Raw genomic sequence first — 17040 nt, 5'->3', positions numbered from 1 at the left:
GCCTTTCAGTCGGTGAACGCGTTGACTCGTCGCTCGATCCGGGCGAGCAGAGCGCGCACCTCGGCGCGCAGCTGCCCAGGAACCACCACGGCGGTCCCTTTGAGGTGCGATTTGGTCAGCAGGGCCAGATCCGCCGTCAGGACCCGCACCGCGTCCATGTCGCCGTCGTCGAGCGCGACAGCGATCCCCTGCACGGTCTCCCTGACCAACGCCAGCCTTGCGGAGGACGGCAACTGCTCCGGCACCTCCCGCAACGCCACTTCCGCAGCCCGCAACGCCTCCTGGTCCGGCTCGGCCTCCGTGGCCGGAACCGCCTTGAGCAGGTCGTGCAGCTCCCTGGCCACCCGCACGGGCCGCACGTCCGGGTCGAACTCCCCGAGCTGCAGGTTTCGCAGGAAACCCGGCAGCAGATCGCGTGACGTGTGCGGGCTGACCAGGCAGAACAGCCGCCGCTCCGTTCCGTCGGGTCCCAGCGCCCGCCGCGCGAACCGTTCCGCCTCGGTCTGCTGCCACCGGCTCAGCCGACCGTCGACCAGCAGGCACAGGTGCTCGGCGGGATCGTTCGCCTGGTCGAGGATGCCGGGGTCACCCGACAGCGAGTGCTCCGCGCGCACCCCCAGCAGGCGCAGCTCGGTGATCAGCTCGGTCGAGGTCTGCCACAGCGACCGCGGGCTGGACACCAGCAGGTCCAGGTCGAACTGGCGGCGCCGGGAACGCGCGGCGGCCACGTAGGCGTCGCGGTTGTCCGCCAGCAGGTCAGTCCGGTCGAACTCCTGCGCGACCACCGCGGCGACCGTCTCCAGCGCGAACGAGATCTGGTCCGAGGACGGCGGCTGCTCCGCCACGACGGGCAGCTGCTCGCCGAAGCTCCAGTACGAGATGTAGGGCACGGTGAGGTGCCGCATCATCTGCTCCGGCGTCACGCCCTTGATCAGCCAGTTGCCGAACAGCGGCGCGACGACCCCGGCGCACTTCTTCTGCCAGTCTTCTGCCCGCTCGTACTCGACCCGGTTGTCCAGCCTGGACAGCACCGGCAGCACCTGGTGCCGGGGCCGGTCGTAGGGCAGCCGGTCCCTCGCCCTGTCGGCGAGGCGGACGATGTCCACCACCTCGTTGAGGTTCTGGTCGTTGGCGGTGAACACGACGACCAGGCGGTCGGGCAGCTGGGCCGTGCAGATGCTCGCGATGTCGGACACACCGGTGCGGCTGTCGATCAGCACGAAGTCGTACTTGGCGGTCCACTCCTCGCGGTAGGCCTCGAGGTGCGCCGCGAACCCGCGCTCGTACAGGTCCTCCCAGTCGATCGACTGCATCCGGCGCGAGTACGAGCCGTCCAGCCGGCGGTCCTCGGTCCGCCCCGCGGCGATCAGGTCGAGCACCCCGCCGTCCACCGCGACCCGCACCTCGTGCGCGCCGGGCGTCCTCACCCCGGCCAGGAACTCGTGTGCGATGTCGACCACACCGCTGCGCGGTTTCTCCGGCAGGTGCGGGTCGAAGTAGAGGTGCAGTCCGGGGGCTTCCAGGTCCCAGTCCACGGCGAGCACGCGATAACCCCACCGAGCGAGCAACACCGCCGTGTTGGCCAGGGTGAAGCTGCGTCCGACGCCGCCTTTGTAGGAGTAGAACGTGATCACGGTCCCGGTCATCACTCGAACCTCGGCAACGGCGGAGGAGGGATGAGCACCGGCTCCGGGTGCTCGACGATCGGCCAGTCCGGACTCCAGTCCGGCACCTGCTGCGCCAGTTCCACGAGATCGCGGGCGAGCTCCCTCACCCGGCGACAGAAGTAGATGTACTCCACCGTGTCCTGATAAACGGGTTCGGTGTAGGAGTACTCCTTGAAGTCCTGCCAGGAGCGCATGCGTTCTTTGACCGCGAATTTGTGCGAGTCCGAGTAGAGAATCGGGTAGACCAGCCCCTGCGGGAAGTCGGCGGAGGCCAGTCCGAGCACGGCCTCGCGCGCCCGCATGCTCTCCAGCTCGGCCATGCACCAGTGGGACTCGAAGTAGTGCGGCGTCATGAGCTGGATCATGATCTTGCTGCGGTGCAGCGAGTTCACCAGGTGGTGCGACCAGTCCACCGCCCGCGGCATCACCCGGTCCATGTAGACCTTGGGCGCCGGCGCACACTCGTCAGCGAGGTACTCGACGAGCTTGTTGTAGAAGTGGTTGAGCAACCATTTCTGCACGCTGCCCGTTCGGCTGTAGCTGATGAAGAAGTCATATTTGTAGCCGGACACAGCGGCCAACGATAGATGCCGATATCCGGCAAAAAAAGACAAAAAAGAGGCCGGTTTCGGCCGTTCTGTCCATAAAGTGGACATAAACCGGGCAGTCCGCAACCAGCAAGAAGCCCCCGGTCCTGGTGGACCGGGGGCTTCTCGTGCGAAGTGGACGATACTGGGATTGAACCAGTGACCCCTACCGTGTCAAGGTAGTGCTCTCCCGCTGAGCTAATCGTCCGAGCGGATGACGAGACTCGAACTCGCGACCCTCACCTTGGCAAGGTGATGCGCTACCAACTGCGCTACATCCGCGTGCCCCTCAGGATTCCCTTGTGGGGTTTCCCTCGGTGCGGGAGGAACTTTATCCGACGCTCCCCGGAAGTTCCAAATCGGCTGATCTTGAGCCTGCCGGCGCCTCCGGAAGGCCCCCGGAGCGCGATGCAGAGGCCGTGGAACGAGAACGGGGCGAGGTGCGTTGTGCACCTCGCCCCGCTGTCGATCCGATGGACGATACTGGGATTGAACCAGTGACCCCTACCGTGTCAAGGTAGTGCTCTCCCGCTGAGCTAATCGTCCGAGGCGGAGACGGGAATCGAACCCGTGTACAGGGCTTTGCAGGCCCTTGCCTAAGCCACTCGGCCACTCCGCCAGGAGCATGAGTCCTCGATGGACACCCATCGTGAACCCACAGAGCGGATGACGAGACTCGAACTCGCGACCCTCACCTTGGCAAGGTGATGCGCTACCAACTGCGCTACATCCGCGTACATCACTGACTTCGTGATGTTGGACAAACCTTATACGAGGGGTGCAACCCACTTTCACCGGGGGTACCCGCACCGCCTCCGCGGGCCCCCTACCTCGGGTTTTCAGCTCAGGTCGTTCGAGATCAGGTGCGTGAGCGCCTCGTCGACGTTGACCCACAGGTGCTCGTTGCCGGGCACGACGACGTCGTAGGTCCGGTCGAGGAAGTCCGCGAGCTCCTGGGCCGACGCCTCGAACATGGCGTGCCCGGACGGCGAGCTGAGCTCGATCACGACGACCTCGGGGTCGTCGGCGGCGGGGCGGATCCGGACGTCACCGTCACCGGCGTCCGCGATCAGGCCGTCCGCGAGCAGGTCGCGGGCGAACACCCACTCGACCCAGCCCGCGCGACCCGTGCGGAACGCGGCCACGACCGCGTACGGGTCCTTTGTGTCATATCGCAGCTCCACCTGGACCGGGACCGCCGGGGTCCTGGGCGCCAGCAGGTCGAAGACCGCTGTCGAGCGGAGCGTCACGTGGTCGTTGCGCATCGTCGTTACCCTCTTCTCCCTTCCCGGTCAATGAAACGACCGAGCACCTCAGTTGTGACGTGCATGTGGCGAGGAACGCTCGCCGTCCGGCCGCAGATCACCCCTTCGGGTCAGCTTTGCTGCACTCGGCGACCATTCGTGCGCGTTCCGTGCCTTCCTCGTCGTCAGCCCACGTTCAGCGACCCCCATCTTGCTGGGTCTAACCTGAACCCGGTACCGGCTGTTGCGCGAATGTTGGACGTGAGGACATCTCTGGTGGCTGACTCGCCCGGCCCGACCGCTGCGCCACGTAGCGACCGGCCGACCGACTTCGAGCTCGTGCAGAGGCTCGCGCAGGGCGACCGGCCGGCGTTCGGCGAGCTGTACGACAGGTACGGCACGCCCGCGTACTCGCTGGCCAGGCGCATCTGCGTGGACGCGGAGCTCGCCGAGGACGTCGTCCAGGAGGCCTTCCTCGCGCTGTGGCGGCACCCCGCCAGGTTCGACCCCGCGCGGGGCGGTTTCGGGACCTGGTTGATGACCCTGGTGCACCACCGAGCGGTGGATGCCGTCCGTAAGGAAAACACCCAGCGCCGTCGAACTGTTCCCTTGACCGAGGACGTGTCACCTCCGACGGACGGTTCCGACCACGAAGCGTTGGTGAGCGTGGTGGGCGCCGAGGTCCGGGCGGCGCTGCGCACGTTGCCCGAGGAGCAGCGCCAGGTCATCACGCTCGCCTACCTCGGTGGCTACACGCAGTGCGAGGTGGCGAAACTGACCGGCGTCCCGCTGGGAACTGTGAAATCGCGCACGTTCGCGGCGATAAGACGCCTGAGAGGCACGTTGGGGAACCTGTGGGCCGGCGAGACCGGCGAGACGACGGGAGTGAACCGGTGAACGGCGAGCTGTGCGCTCACGAGGAACTCGCCGTCGGCTGGGCGATGCACTCCCTGGAGCCCGACGAGGAGGCGGTGGCCCGCGACCACCTGCCGACCTGCTCCACCTGCCGGGCCACCGTCCGTTCGACGGAGGAGGTCCTCGCGGGCATCGGCGGCGCGGTCCGCCAGGAACAGCCCCCGGCCCACCTGCGCGCGCGACTGCTGGAGCAGATCGAGCACACCCCGCAGGAGCCCCCGGCCGCACCCCACCCACACCAAGCGGCCCCGACCCCGCTGCGCCCGCAACCGCGCCGCCGCACCGGCCGGCTCCTGCTGGCCGCGGCCGCCGCAGTCGCAGTCCTCGCGGCAGGCGGCTTCCTCGGCGTGCGCGTGACCCAGCTCTCCGACGAGGTCGCCGCCTCGAAGGCCCGCACCGACGACCTGAACAAGGCCCTGGTCCTGGCCGCCGACCCGACCACGAACCGCGCCCTGCTGCGCACCGGCTCCGGCACCGACGCGGCCGTGGTCCTCTCCGGCCCGACCACCGCGGCCGTCATGCCGATGAACCTGAAGCCGAACGACTCGGGCCATGTTTACGTGGTGTGGGGTGCGAGCACGAAGGCGCCGGTACCGTTGGCCGTGTTCGACGTACGCGCCGGCTCGACCGACCCGCAGCTCCTCTCGTGGTCGGCCGACGCCCACAAGCACACGACCTTCGCGGTATCACTGGAACCCGGCCGCCAGGCCCCTCCGAGCCCCTCGGAAGTGCTGGCACTCGGCCAGGTTGCGTCCGCCTGAGTCCCAACAGGATGATCGACACATGACCAAGCCCGACGCGAAGCCCACCGAGCACAAGGGCTGGCGCAACTGGTTCCACCGCAACCCGGCGCTGAACCTCGCCTACCGCATCGGCGTCGGCGTGATCGGCGGCGTCGTGCTGGTCGCGGGCGTCATCATGATCCCGTACCCCGGCCCCGGCTGGCTGGTGGTCTTCGCGGGCCTCGCCATCCTCGCGACCGAGTTCGAGTGGGCCGGCCGCGTCCTGAAGTTCGCCAAGCGCTACTACGACCGCTGGGTGGAGTGGCTGAAGCGCCAGCCGGCGTGGGTCCGCGGCCTCGTGATGGCCGGCGTCTGCGCCATCGTCCTGGCCACCTGCTACTTCCTCAACGTGTTTGCGCTGGTAGGAGGCTGGTTCGGCCTCGACTGGGCCTGGTTGCAGAGCCCGATTTTTGGTTCTCGTTGATGATGTTGTAAGCTATGGCCACACCGCGAGAGCGGGACAGCAAGACAACAGAACACGGGCGTTTAGCTCAGCGGGAGAGCGCTTCGTTCACACCGAAGAGGTCACTGGTTCGATCCCAGTATCGCCCACATCAGCCAGAGAGCCTCTGACCTGCAAAGGTCAGAGGCTCTCTAGGTTTTTCGCGCACGCCGAACAGCCCGGAAACCGGCCTTCGGTAGCCGAAACGGTAGCCAATCGTGGTTTCAGAGGGTCATTCGTCCCCCACTTCGAGCATCGGCAGGAATAGACCACCGATGGCCTCCGCGGCGTCCGCATCGAGGTCGGGGATGTCCTCGGTGTAGGTGTCGAGGGTGAATGCCACCTTGGCGTGCCCGAGCCGACTGCTCACGATCTTCGGATGCGTCCCGGACCGCAGCGCGATCGTGGCGTAGGTGTGCCGCACGTCGTGCAGCCGGATCCGCGGCAGGCCGGCCGGCGCGGTCCACGATGCGGTTGAAGTGCTCGGTGATCGTGTCCGGATAGATCGGCCGGCCGTCCTCCCAGCAGAACATCAGCCCGTGGTCCTGGTAGCTGCTACCCCACAGCCGCTTCTCCTCCTCGATCATCGCGACGTGCGCCCGGACCGCTGCCACGGTGAACGCGTCCAGCGCCATCGAGCGACGGCTCTTCTGGCTCTTGCCGCTACCCGCCTGGACCTTGCCACCCGCCACCACGCGCGTCGCGTTCATCCGGACCCGTGCCTCCTCGGGAGCGAACCTGTCCAGCGGCAGCCCACACAGCTCGGAGCGGCGCATGCCGGTAGCGGCCTCCAGCACCCACATCGCGAACAGCCGCTCCTGCCGGGCCTCCTCCAAGAACCGCCGCAGCTGCTCGGGAGTCCAGGTCTTGTGCGGCTGGCGGGGCACCGACGGTGCTTTGACGCCGATGACCGGGTTCCTGCCGATGTACTGCCAGACGACCGCGGTCGTCATAGCCGAACTCAGCATGATGTGCACACTCTGCACCGTCTTGGGAGACAGGCCGGCGACCGGCTCGGTCGGCACCCGGCCAACCTCGTACCGCTTGAACGCCCTGCGCGCTGCTGCGTACGAGACACCAATCTTATCGGCGACCTCACGAGGCCGGATCTCGCGCTTGCTCAGTTGGGCGTCCTGCCAGAGCTGGAACATCTCCCAGTTTGTGTCCCGCTTGCGCCGTCCCTCCGTCAACAGGTGCTGGTAGAGCGCCACGATCACCGACGGAGCAATCTCCTGCATCGCCCGCTTTCCGATCCACGGCAGCACGTACGCCTTGGCCAGCGCCTCGTAGTTCGCCGCGGTCGTCGGCTCCGTTGTCGTGCGCGCGTACGGAATCCACCGCTCGAAGAAGTCGGAGACCTTCGCCCTGGACGGCTTGACGTAGGTCTCGGCCTTGATCGCGTTGCGGGCCTCCTCCATCGCCTCCCACGCATCGTCCTCGGTCTCGAAGCCACCCTTGGTGATCCGCTGCCGATCACCCGTGAGCGGGTGCTTCTCCCCATCGAACGCGTAGGACCACTTGTTGCCCCGCTTGTACACCGAGCCGCTCACTCTGCGGCGGTTCGACTTCTTGGTCACGCAGCATCGGCCTCGGGAGCGAGCTGCTCGTCGGACGCGAGGAACTCGTCCAGTCGCGCGCGAACGACGTACACGCGGCGGCCGAACCGCTTCACGCCCGGCAGCTGGCCGGCGTCGGCGTAGACAGCGGGGAAAGCCGAGCCATGCACTCGCAGGACTCGCCCAGCGTCTTCGGGTCGGATGAGGTCCGCCAGACTTAAGCTCTGCCACATGGGAGCTGACTCCGACCGCTTCGCAACGCCCCGGATGGCTGCCGGGGCGTTGTTCGTTGACGATCAGGACCGCGTGCTGTTGGTGCACAAGACCTACAACAACGGGTGGGACATCCCCGGCGGGTACGTAGACACCGGCGAATCGCCAGCTGCCGCGTGTCGGCGCGAGCTCGCGGAAGAACTCGGACTTGCCCGCGAGCCGCGACGCCTCATCGCGGTCGACTGGGCGCCGAATGATGCCGAAGGCGACAAGGTGCTGTGGCTGTTCGACTGCGGAGACTTGGGAGAAGACGAGCAGCGGATCGTTCTGGACTCAACGGAACTTGACCGGTGGAAATGGGTAGCCAATGACCTGATCGCAGACTATGTGATCCCCCGATTGTCCCGACGACTTCAGCAGGCACTTGCTGCACGCCGTGAAGGCCGTGTCGCATACCTCGAGCACGGGCAGCTTGAGCCACCTACCTAGACATTGCGGATTTCGCAGAAGCACCCGATACTTGAGAAAGGTGTGCATCTATGCAACAGCGGCACTACAAGCGGCTAGAGGGCTTTCAAGACTGGCTGTCAGGCTATGAGGTGAACGATAGCGCCGTCACGGATGCACAGGCGGAATATGAACAAGCAGAAAAAGGGATCGAACAAAATCGACTCGATGAAGCAAACGAGCGTATGGCTCGCCAAGCCGCAGCAGAGTCTGTCGCCATAGAAGGCTTCTACTCGCTGGAACGAGGCGAAAGTCGATCTGTCGCCGCCTCCGAGAGCGGATGGCAAGAGATTCTCACAAGAGATTCCGATATAGGCTTGGCACTCTTCGAATCACACCTCAATGGCCTTCATTATTCGATAGAACACCTGAATTCCGGCGAACCCGTAACCGAGGCTTTCATCCGTGAACTACACCAAGTTGTATGCAGCTCGCAGGAAACCTATTCCGTTTATACGATAGGACCAGACGGTCAACCTAGATCATTCCAAAAAACTCTTGAAAAGGGCGTTTACAAAACGCACCCAAACAATGTCACAAGGGGAGACGGATCCATATTCTGGTACGCACCGGTTGAGGATGTCTCGTCCGAGATGCAGGCGTTCGTATCCGAGCTGCAAAGCGACCATTTCACAGCTGCACATCCTCTGGCGAAGATCGCATACTCTCATTATGGACTTACCTACATTCACCCTTTCAGCGACGGCAATGGACGGGTGGCTCGCGCGCTTGCGTCGCTTTTTAGCCTATATACTTATCGCGTGCCACTAGTGGTTTACTCCGACAGAAAACAAAACTATTATCAAGCACTAGAGATGACTACACGCGGAAACATTAGTGAGTTGATTTCCCATGTGACCGATCGCACAATTGCAACCCTCGAAGCAGCTGCACAAGAACTCCGCTCAATAAGCCAAAAATCAACGAGCGACAGCATTGACGAACTTGTCGAAATAATCTCGCTCCATCAGAATGTAAGTGTTCAAGACATCAGAGCAGTAGGCGCTGACCTCGCAACCGAGCTGTCTGCACGCATCATCAACGAGGCGACACGCAGATCCGCCTCCGGCAAGGGTGCTTTTACGATCCAGGCTTCCACAGAAGCCCCCACAATAGGTGATAGATCCCATCCAGCTAGAAATAGATCAACCAAAGACTACGGCCATTATATGGAAAATTATCCAGTTGCACCTTCTGTCACTCTAAGCGTTTCAATAGAAAGCCCCGCCAAGGTTGGGACGAACTTCGCCGTGCAGGTCACTACCGCTGGACCTGAAACACGGTTTTGCTTCCGCATCAGTTTGTTGGATAGAGCTAAGAACGGCCCTATGAGTGGAGGCAGAGCAACCGAGGACATCTACCTCACATACGAGGACTGTTTTCCCAGCATCTCAGCAAGCGCAAGTGATCGCATCGATCTTTTTGTTGACTCTATGATTCGACGCGCCACTCTGACAGCGAAGTCCAAACTAGAGGACATGCTTAGACAAGCAGGACGCCTTAACTCCTAATTTGACTTCAACCATGAGTCAGAAATCGAGGGCGCGATGCGGCTCCTGAAGCGCATACGGAACGCAATGCGAACGCACGATGGAGACGCATTGCCCTTTCCGCTTGTTGCGAGCGGAATAATACTCAGTTTGATCTCCTTTACTGGCGGTTTGATCCTCGCACCAGGAGACCTTGCGTCTAATATCGCCGCAAATTTGAGTATTCTTGGACCAGGTCTAGCGATAACCAACATTGTCTTGAGATCTTGACAACACAGGAACGTTTCGCGCCAAATTAGGCAACCGACTGCACTGCTGGCCAGGATTTTTCGATCGCTATGCAACGCCGCTCGCAATATCGCCACAAAATTTGGAGTTTCAGAAGATGAGATCGCGCTATTCTCCCTGCCGCAATCAGCAAGTTACGACGACCTGATCTTAAAGCTTGAGTGGATGGCAAGGATTCTCGAACGGGAGCCGGTGGCGAATCAGCAAGTTAGCCACAAGGTCGGATTTGTCAAGATTACAGACAACCTTCTAGAGTTCCCAGATGCGGACATAATCGAAAAGATTCTGATACAGATAAACAGTGCAACTCCAATCCCAAATAGCTTGCTTCTTGGCAGCATCCTCCGTAATACATGTGACACAACACTGTTCGAAGTGGCCTACATCATCGAGTCTCCGATAGATAGGAAGACATCCGGAATATCTGAGACAGTAAGCGGACTCGAAGGACTAAATAGAGGGGGGCTCGACGGCTCGGATGGGGCTGATCTTGCGCGTTGCACTGCAGGTTTGATCTAGCAGAAACTTGTGTTCGGAATGCCGCACGATGGAACTTCGTGCTAGGCGCCTTGCGGTCGCACAACAGCCAAGGACAGCAACGACCCGGTAGTTGATGCCGCATAAGGAAGGCATTATGCACTCTGACCTCGACGAGATGCCTGCCGAGAGTTCACACGGAGGCCGATCCTGTGATCCGGACTAGAATTTCGTGATCAATGAGTTGCCGTACGGCACGATGGGTTCGCTGGGGAAAGGGACCGACCTTGGGTGCTAGGACAGCAAAACAGTGGACAGCGGCAGGCGCGGCGCGCGCCGCGCGTGATGCGCGGATCGCGACAGCTCAGTTTCTCCGCGAGGCGCCGATCGCAAGAGCATGGCAAGCCTCGAAGATGGTGGGAGCGTTCCAGCTCCACACTGCGCATCTCGCCACCCAGACCGACGAACGCACGGCGCGGCGTGCGGCGGCCGAGCTCTTGTTTACTGGTCTCGGATACCCAGAGACGTGGCGGCCCAACGACTTCATGGAGGCCGCCGAACGGGTGCTTGCCGACCAGGCCAAGGCCTTGGCGGAGGCGGATCTCTACATCCTGAGCCCCAACATGTGCGACGTAGTGGTCGCCGCGGCCCAGTCACTCACTTTCGAGGACTTGAGCCTGGTGAGTGCGGATGACCTGCCGAGCCTGTCTGGACTTCTGGTCCTGCCTCAGCCGCTGATGGTCAAGGCAGTCAACGGCAACCTTGGTGACGACCGGGCGTATCAATGGCAATCGCCAATTGAGCAGCGCAGGCCTTCTCCAGCCGGTCGCTACGCGGACACCTCTACCGTGCGGTTGTCGCTGTACCACGACAGCCATGGTCCGGTGCGCCCTGACTCCTTCCTTGATTTCGAGAACCTTGCTCGGAGCCAAGGCACGCCGCTGCCTCCGCTGCTGCTGGACGCCATGCGGTGCATTCCGTTCGGTGTGGCGACGACCGACGAGCAGCTACAGAACCTCGCCAAGTTCGGCGTTACAGCCCGGGCAGAGGGCCAGAGAGCTCGCAGTGGGAACCGCGAGCTTGGCTTCGAGGAAGAGCGAGTCGTCGGCGAGTACACGCCCGGCAGCGAGATAGACGATCCGGATGACAGCTTCACCGCGCGGTTCCTCTACGCCTTCTGGAGGCTGTGCCAACAGCAGATCGCGATCACGACGCCCGCTGAGACCCGGCACGCCGCGCGGGTTACTGCGGAGAAGGCCGGCGTCTCACCAGATGTGCGAGTCGTCCAGCTACGCCCATCACCTGACAGGCCGTCAGAGGAGACAGCGGGCACCAGCGGCCGACAGTGGCAACACCGTTGGGTAGTACGGATGCACAAAGTTCGCCAGTGGTACCCATCCGAGCAACGTCACAAGGTCATCTACAGAGGGCCTTACATCAAGGGGCCTGACGGCAAGCCGTTACTCGGAGGCGATGTCGTTCGCGGCCTGACCCGCTAGCTCGTCACCGAGATCAGACCAATCGCCGTGAGCACTCACCAGTCATAACACCAACGCTGTACCCGAACCGGTAGCCGAGACCATGTGCGCATCCGCGTCATTGCCGTTACTTCCTGAGACACACGGAGCCGTGTGCGCAGCTCAGAGCGCCTCGCCTGAGACAGGCACGGCTACCGGCGACTCGCTCGGTGCCGTTCACACCGAAGAGGTCACTGGTTCGATCCCAGTATCGCCCACAGCGTGTTTTACCTAGTCAAACGGCCTGCCGATGATCTTCATCGGCAGGCCGTTTGCGTTGTGTTGGGAGCAAATTGGGAGCACGGGCTCCTGAACACACTTGCGTTCAGTTCTCAATGCAGCTGCAACTGCGCCAGCATCCGGCTGACTGACCATGGCCTCCGTCACATGCGGACACCGGTCATGGACCTTCTTGCGCTTGTACCTCAGGCGCTCGAGCCGTAGCACGTGCGACACATCGTCCTCGATGAGCCGCGTCTCCTGCGTGTGACGCAGATCGTGAAGTGCATGTCCTCCTTGATTGGCGCCCAACCTCGCTCGTCGTTGCCCGCGAGCGCCGGCAGCCAGACCCGCTGCCAGAAGTTCGACCGCCGCCGCAACGCGCCCCGCGCGCGGGAAACACGAACTGCGAGTCAGGGTTGCGATCGTGATGCGCCATCAACTTGCGAACGGGAACGGCGGCAGGTGGAAATCGCGGGCGCTAGCCGGAGTCTTAGGCGGGCCAAGCTCCAGCTTCTGTCCCCCAACCTCATGTAGTGCGCCGAACTCCGGATCGAGCACGATGCATGGGTTCGAGTCCAGATGCGTCCTGATCCACTGCAGGCCAGCCAGCTCGCCCCACCGCAGACCGGTGTAGGCGGCGGTGATCATCAGCAAGCCGTCGTCGGGAGGCATCCTGCGCGCGCGATCGTGTCCACCTCGTCGGCGCTGGCGTGGGGCCGCTCCGGCGAGTCAGCGAAGGCGATCCGCAACTTGCGGCACGGGTTCGATCCGATCAGTTCCTCGTCAACCGCCTCCCCGATGATCTGAGAGAACAGCACCAGCACGTCCTCCGCGCTCTTGTCCGCAAGCGTCGACCGCGGTGTCTTGTTCACCTACTTCCACCCTGATCCACTGAATCTCCCCAGCCCCGTGCCGGACCAGAAGGGCAGGATCAGATTGTGCGAATGCGATTCGCGAAGGTGCCGTCCGTGTTCTTCGGAAACTTCACGCAGCAGCCGCTGGGACCGTGCACGATCCGCATTCCAGTCGCGAAGCCTGGTCCCTCCAGCCCCGTCTCGGCGTCGCTGTAGATCCAACTCGACGCGGACTGCGCGTTGTAGAACCGGTCGACGAACATGTTGAGGCCGGTGCCCTGGTCGTCAGTTCGCGATAGGACAGCACGACGTTGAGCGTGTCGAGGTTGACCAGCAGTTCCAGCCGGTCGCTGATCTGTGCCGCTCCATCGGGTACCACGGCAGCACACCGAGGTTTGTGGTTCAGGCAGGTCGTCTGGTCATCGAGACCTCAACCGACGCCCGCCACGTCGATCCGGCGCCACTCACTGGCGTGCGGTTCACCTCAGCCGACGCTTCACCGGCTCCGCGGCGGCGGGAGCCTCGAGACCCCCGCGCGCAACCAGAGCCGCGATCACAGTACCGCTGAACGGACGCCATACTTGATCACGCAATCACGGACCGAGCCAGAAGTCGAGAGTCAAATCGGCTCGCCTGCCACTCCGCTGAACCCAACCAGCCCACACCTCTTTGCCATGTCCAGAATCTCAGAGAGATAGTCGAGCTGGGGAACCGAAAGAGTCAACAGCACATATTTTTTCACATCTTCCGGATTCTCTTCAAGATCAAACCTTGACGGCTCCAGCACATCAATCAAGTCTGGCCACCTCGCGAGCAATTCCTCGCGGAACTGTGCCACGGCAAGGCTTTCGATCAAATCGTCGACGTCACCTTCGGCGAGGTTGTCGAAAATCTCCTCAGGCTCCCCGTAAACTTTTTTCCAAAATCCGAAGTCGCTGCTCATCAGAACCTCCTGCATCAGGGATTACAAATTGGACAGTCCGTACTGCGACGAAGCACCGATGTCCCAAACCCATAGGTTTCAGCCAGCCATTGATCTTTCCTCTGCTGACCTTTGGTGTAGTTCGATTTATTCACCTTGACCTCATATAGATGAAGGTTGCCATCCGAGTTCCTGACCGCGATATCCACTTGACGTTTACCGTAAGGAGTCCAGAACTCGAATCCATTCCCGTAACTTTCACTGTAGATATCAGACTTCTCGTAGAAGTTTTCAAACGTCTCCGTCATCGCGCTAGAGCCGTGCACGTACTCGCGGTGATCGAGCACATCAGCCGCCGGATCAGGGGTCTCGGCGCCACCGCGAATTCGACCGCCTCCTCGATCATTCGGGCCGCCAAGGAACCTCGTCATGGAACTCGACGACGCGGCACAGCACGGTTCCTGATCCGTGGCCGGGACAAGAAGTTCTCGGCGCTGTTCGATGCCGTCCTCGCCAACGCGGGCATCCAGGTTGTCCTCAGCGGCATCGGAATCCCACGGATGAACGCGATCATGGAACGCTGGATCAGCAACTGCCGTTGCGAATCCTCGACCACACACCCTCATATGAAACCAACGCCCTGCCGCAACCCATCACCGACCAAGCAGCGGTACTCACCTCGACATCTGCCGACGACAACGATTGGGCGGCGTCTTCAACGAGTACTACCACGCAGCCTGACTGTACGGACGACGTTCTTGGCAGGCACAACGTTCCCGTCCGACAGCATGTGGGCCAAGAAGTGACGCCCCCGGATCGACGACGCTGACCTCTAATGTCCGCCCATGCCGCCGAGCGTGGGCTGACCACAGCTAAGACAGCGCCGATGGACGTTGGGAGCACGGAGTGGGAGTAGATTGGGAGCAACTACCCGCGTTGAACATACCGGAACAGTCCTCAATGGACCTGAACGGAACCGCGCCGACCTGCAGGAGTCCTGTTTTCGCAGGTCAGCGCAGCCTCAGTGCCATAGTTCACGCAGAAGGAGTCCTCGGGTCGACCTGAACTGCGCTCAACTATGCCAAACCGCAGGTCAACGGCTCTGAACGGACGTGTACGGCGATCACGTCAACAGGTGAGCGCTTAGTAATTCCGGGAGCAGGGAGACACGACCGGATCTGGTAGCTCCGAACGCACGCTCATGCCGATGAGCGCGTGGGTACTGAGGTTCCTCGTGCGCGAAGTCGCTGAACGCCTGCGGATTGGTAGTTTCCTCACATGGCCGCCAAGTCGTCTTCTTCACCACCGCGCCCCATCGAGGTCGGCGATGTTGTCGCCGCTTACTCCGACGCACTCGGCGAGTGGACTGCTGCGCAGATCACCGGCATCGACGAGGACTGGAAGAAGGCGGATGTGCTGGACCTGGACTGGTCAGGCCCAGAACCGACGTCGCTACTCGACCTTGGCGACATCACGCCCTTGCGCCTCACCCATCACAGCTGGAACGGCAAGCGGTCCCACTGCCACTTCAACTGGGTCCTTCCGCGCAGCCACACAGTGATCGGCAACATGCCGCCGCTGGAAACGCAAGGCTCCAACAGCTACAGCTCCGCGTGGCAGCTCGGGCTGCAACTCGCCATGCAGCGGTCCTGGGACGACGGCAACCACGACTCCTGGCGGGACCCGCGCGTGCGAGAGTTCAGCGTGGATGAGTTCCTCCATGAAACGGGCGACCGGCCCGGCCCGGACAGGGAGGTCTACGGGTTGACGATCGCCGGCGTGGACACCCTCGACTGCTCCCGCCTCGTCGCTGCCTATCCGGGGCTGAAACGGCTGACACTTCGAGGAAAGCTCGGCACGCTCACCAATGCCGACAGCCTGAACCAGCTCACCTCACTCCAGCGGCTGACCATCCAAGACCTCTTCGGCATGACCAGCACGGACCGGCTCACACCGGATCGCGTTCCACAACTTGAGACGCTGGTCCTGTCCAGCGTGCCTGCCGAATACGCGACCGCCATGCGTGCGACCTGGCGCAAGGAGATCCCCCACGGAACCGACCTGGAAGTCCACGCGGCACGTAAGCCGGAGTGGGTCGCGGAGAACCGGGACAACCCCCTCCGAAACTGGGATGGGCGCGAGCACATCAGCACCGCTCGCTTCAAGGAAGCCGTCGCGCAGTACAAGGTCACGCGACGTGCGGTGCTGGCCGAACTCCGCGCCCCCGAGACGGCCGATCAGGCATCGACGCTGTTCTCCCTCGGGCGCGAGTACGGCGATGCCTTCAACCACATGGACCGCCGGAACCCATTCATCGAAACAGAGGAACGCGAGGAACTCTTCGACGCGCTGGCCGGCATCGTGAAGCCCGCCGAGGAGGAACTCGGTCACGACCTCGTCTGGGCGCGTGAACGCCTCATCGAAGGCCTCGAGTCCACACGGGACTGGTAGACCGAAGATCCACACGCGGCATCCGCTCATGCCGCCGAGCGCGCGCGCCGGCTACAGACGAGGTAGAGGCCGATGGGCCCTGGGACCACGGAGTGGGAGCAGATTGGGAGCAGCTCCGCGCGTTGAACATGCCAGAACGGTCCTCAATGGACCTGAACGAAACCGCGCTGACCTGCAGGAGTCGCGTTTCCGCAGGTCAGCGTGCTCTTGGTACTATAGTTCACACCGAAGAGGTCACTGGTTCGATCTCAGTATCGCCCACAGCATGTTTCACCTGGTCAAACGGCCTGTCGATGATCTTCATCGGCGGGCCGTTTGCGTTGCGTAGGAGCAAATTGGGAGCAGAGGTCCTCCCTCAACTCGCGAGATCTAGGCGAAGTCTTGTCACCAAGATCCACAAAACCGCAGGTCAGCGAATCGACGCTCATCAGACTGCTGGTGACCTCTTCGCTGCCACATAAGTGTTCACCATGCCTCGTCTTTGTCCTCAGAGGCAACGCTTACGGCTTCACCCTCCGACTCACTCGGTTGCCACCTCGCCGACCGACTCGGAATCGAACTCCGCCGAGTAGGCAGCGGCTGACCCTCGCCAAGCCAGGCGAAGCACTGCTCTCAGAGTGGATGGCCGAGCACGCACGCGTAGCGTTCATGCTCGACGACGAACCATGGCTTCTCGAGGACAAACTCATCCGCACAACGATGCTTCCCCTCAATGTTGCCGACAACTCCTACCTCCCGACGGTCCGAGCCCTCCGCGCGAAACACCGACTCAAGGCCCGCGAACTACCGATCGTGCGACGGCGTGCCCACGCAGCTCCGCCTCAGCTTGAACTGTCACGGATTTGAGACCGCTTCCGTTCTTGAGGAAGATGGTCGTCGCTCATGTCGGAGCGTTGCCCGCCCGAG

At 62.5% G+C, this 17040-nt stretch carries 19 protein-coding genes and 6 tRNA genes; 10 read left to right on the top strand and 15 right to left on the bottom strand.

Translation table 11 applies throughout. From position 1 onward, the window contains the following. Positions 1–5: 5 nt before the first annotated feature. From ACVDFE_RS17800 to ACVDFE_RS17765, 8 genes are all read right to left on the bottom strand, one after another. Complete coding sequence (locus ACVDFE_RS17800; RefSeq protein ID WP_360391790.1) at positions 6–1646, bottom strand: tyrosine-protein kinase family protein; 1641 nt, start codon at positions 1644–1646, stop codon at positions 6–8. Continuing rightward, positions 1646–2239, bottom strand: coding sequence for a TIR domain-containing protein (locus ACVDFE_RS17795; protein ID WP_360391793.1), 594 nt, complete (start codon positions 2237–2239; stop codon positions 1646–1648). The genes ACVDFE_RS17800 and ACVDFE_RS17795 overlap by 1 nt, the downstream gene beginning before the upstream one ends. A 151-nt stretch (positions 2240–2390) precedes the next feature. Further along, positions 2391–2462: transfer RNA gene (locus ACVDFE_RS17790), tRNA-Val, on the bottom strand. Between the two features lies 1 nt (position 2463). Next, positions 2464–2536 (bottom strand) — tRNA-Gly (locus ACVDFE_RS17785). A gap of 192 nt (positions 2537–2728) precedes the next feature. After that, positions 2729–2800 (bottom strand) — tRNA-Val (locus ACVDFE_RS17780). A gap of 1 nt (position 2801) precedes the next feature. Next, a tRNA-Cys gene (locus tag ACVDFE_RS17775) sits at positions 2802–2873 on the bottom strand. Positions 2874–2915: 42 nt separating this feature from the next. Then, positions 2916–2988: transfer RNA gene (locus ACVDFE_RS17770), tRNA-Gly, on the bottom strand. A 105-nt stretch (positions 2989–3093) separates the two neighbouring features. After that, positions 3094–3519 carry an SsgA family sporulation/cell division regulator gene (locus ACVDFE_RS17765; RefSeq protein WP_030466274.1) on the bottom strand — a complete coding sequence of 142 codons (426 nt, stop codon included), beginning with the start codon at positions 3517–3519 and terminating at the stop codon, positions 3094–3096. Between the two features lie 255 nt (positions 3520–3774). Between ACVDFE_RS17765 and ACVDFE_RS17760 the strand changes: the two genes are divergently transcribed. From ACVDFE_RS17760 to ACVDFE_RS17745, 4 genes are all read left to right on the top strand, one after another. Next, positions 3775–4395, top strand: a complete 621-nt coding sequence (locus tag ACVDFE_RS17760; RefSeq protein WP_360391796.1) for an RNA polymerase sigma factor — start codon at positions 3775–3777, stop codon at positions 4393–4395. Then, positions 4392–5174 carry an anti-sigma factor gene (locus ACVDFE_RS17755; RefSeq protein ID WP_458431126.1) on the top strand — a complete coding sequence of 261 codons (783 nt, stop codon included), beginning with the start codon at positions 4392–4394 and terminating at the stop codon, positions 5172–5174. The genes ACVDFE_RS17760 and ACVDFE_RS17755 overlap by 4 nt, the downstream gene beginning before the upstream one ends. 22 nt (positions 5175–5196) lie before the next feature. Next, positions 5197–5619: a TIGR02611 family protein gene (locus ACVDFE_RS17750; protein ID WP_458431125.1), complete on the top strand. Its 423-nt coding sequence runs from the start codon at positions 5197–5199 to the stop codon at positions 5617–5619. 56 nt (positions 5620–5675) lie between these two features. Next, positions 5676–5747: transfer RNA gene (locus tag ACVDFE_RS17745), tRNA-Val, on the top strand. A 114-nt stretch (positions 5748–5861) separates the two neighbouring features. Here ACVDFE_RS17745 and ACVDFE_RS17740 read toward each other — a convergent pair. Both ACVDFE_RS17740 and ACVDFE_RS17735 read right to left on the bottom strand, forming a co-directional pair. Then, complete coding sequence (locus ACVDFE_RS17740) at positions 5862–7214, bottom strand: Arm DNA-binding domain-containing protein (protein WP_458431124.1); 1353 nt, start codon at positions 7212–7214, stop codon at positions 5862–5864. Beyond that, a complete protein-coding gene (locus ACVDFE_RS17735) occupies positions 7211–7363 on the bottom strand; it encodes a hypothetical protein (RefSeq protein WP_458431123.1) in 153 nt (50 codons plus the stop codon). Before ACVDFE_RS17735 ends, ACVDFE_RS17740 begins: the two co-directional genes overlap by 4 nt. Before the next feature lie 61 nt (positions 7364–7424). On the opposite strand from ACVDFE_RS17735, the gene ACVDFE_RS17730 reads away from it, so the two are divergent. The 4 genes from ACVDFE_RS17730 (at position 7425) to ACVDFE_RS17715 (ending at position 11667) form a co-directional block, all read left to right on the top strand. Beyond that, positions 7425–7895: an NUDIX domain-containing protein gene (locus ACVDFE_RS17730; RefSeq protein ID WP_458431122.1), complete on the top strand. Its 471-nt coding sequence runs from the start codon at positions 7425–7427 to the stop codon at positions 7893–7895. A 50-nt stretch (positions 7896–7945) separates the two neighbouring features. Beyond that, the gene (locus ACVDFE_RS17725) at positions 7946–9424 is read left to right on the top strand and encodes a Fic family protein (protein ID WP_458431121.1); all 1479 of its coding nucleotides are present in this window, start codon (positions 7946–7948) and stop codon (positions 9422–9424) included. Between the two features lie 432 nt (positions 9425–9856). Next, positions 9857–10210, top strand: a complete 354-nt coding sequence (locus ACVDFE_RS17720; RefSeq protein WP_458431120.1) for a hypothetical protein — start codon at positions 9857–9859, stop codon at positions 10208–10210. 245 nt (positions 10211–10455) lie between these two features. Then, positions 10456–11667, top strand: coding sequence for a hypothetical protein (locus ACVDFE_RS17715; RefSeq protein WP_458431119.1), 1212 nt, complete (start codon positions 10456–10458; stop codon positions 11665–11667). Positions 11668–12342: 675 nt separating this feature from the next. On the opposite strand, the gene ACVDFE_RS17710 is transcribed toward ACVDFE_RS17715, so the two are convergent. The 5 genes from ACVDFE_RS17710 to ACVDFE_RS17690 all read right to left on the bottom strand — a co-directional run bounded on the left by ACVDFE_RS17710 (position 12343) and on the right by ACVDFE_RS17690 (position 14303). After that, a complete protein-coding gene (locus ACVDFE_RS17710) occupies positions 12343–12555 on the bottom strand; it encodes a hypothetical protein (protein WP_458431118.1) in 213 nt (70 codons plus the stop codon). Beyond that, complete coding sequence (locus ACVDFE_RS17705) at positions 12555–12779, bottom strand: hypothetical protein (RefSeq protein ID WP_458431117.1); 225 nt, start codon at positions 12777–12779, stop codon at positions 12555–12557. The genes ACVDFE_RS17710 and ACVDFE_RS17705 overlap by 1 nt, the downstream gene beginning before the upstream one ends. 59 nt (positions 12780–12838) lie before the next feature. Continuing rightward, complete coding sequence (locus ACVDFE_RS17700) at positions 12839–13024, bottom strand: hypothetical protein (protein WP_458431116.1); 186 nt, start codon at positions 13022–13024, stop codon at positions 12839–12841. 356 nt (positions 13025–13380) lie between these two features. After that, positions 13381–13704 (bottom strand): hypothetical protein, encoded by a 324-nt coding sequence (locus ACVDFE_RS17695; RefSeq protein ID WP_458431115.1) that lies wholly within the window; start codon positions 13702–13704, stop codon positions 13381–13383. A 14-nt stretch (positions 13705–13718) separates the two neighbouring features. Then, entirely contained in the window at positions 13719–14303 is a 585-nt protein-coding gene (locus ACVDFE_RS17690) for a hypothetical protein (protein ID WP_458431114.1), read from the bottom strand. 658 nt (positions 14304–14961) lie between these two features. Here ACVDFE_RS17690 and ACVDFE_RS17685 point away from each other — a divergent pair. After that, positions 14962–16134 (top strand): hypothetical protein, encoded by a 1173-nt coding sequence (locus ACVDFE_RS17685; protein ID WP_458431113.1) that lies wholly within the window; start codon positions 14962–14964, stop codon positions 16132–16134. A gap of 438 nt (positions 16135–16572) precedes the next feature. Beyond that, positions 16573–16980 carry a GIY-YIG nuclease family protein gene (locus ACVDFE_RS17680; RefSeq protein ID WP_458431112.1) on the top strand — a complete coding sequence of 136 codons (408 nt, stop codon included), beginning with the start codon at positions 16573–16575 and terminating at the stop codon, positions 16978–16980. Positions 16981–17040 lie beyond the last annotated feature (60 nt).

The organism is Lentzea chajnantorensis, from assembly GCF_054300775.1.
Note: the sequence above shows the minus strand (reverse complement) of the source record. Positions and strands in the feature narration are given on the sequence as shown.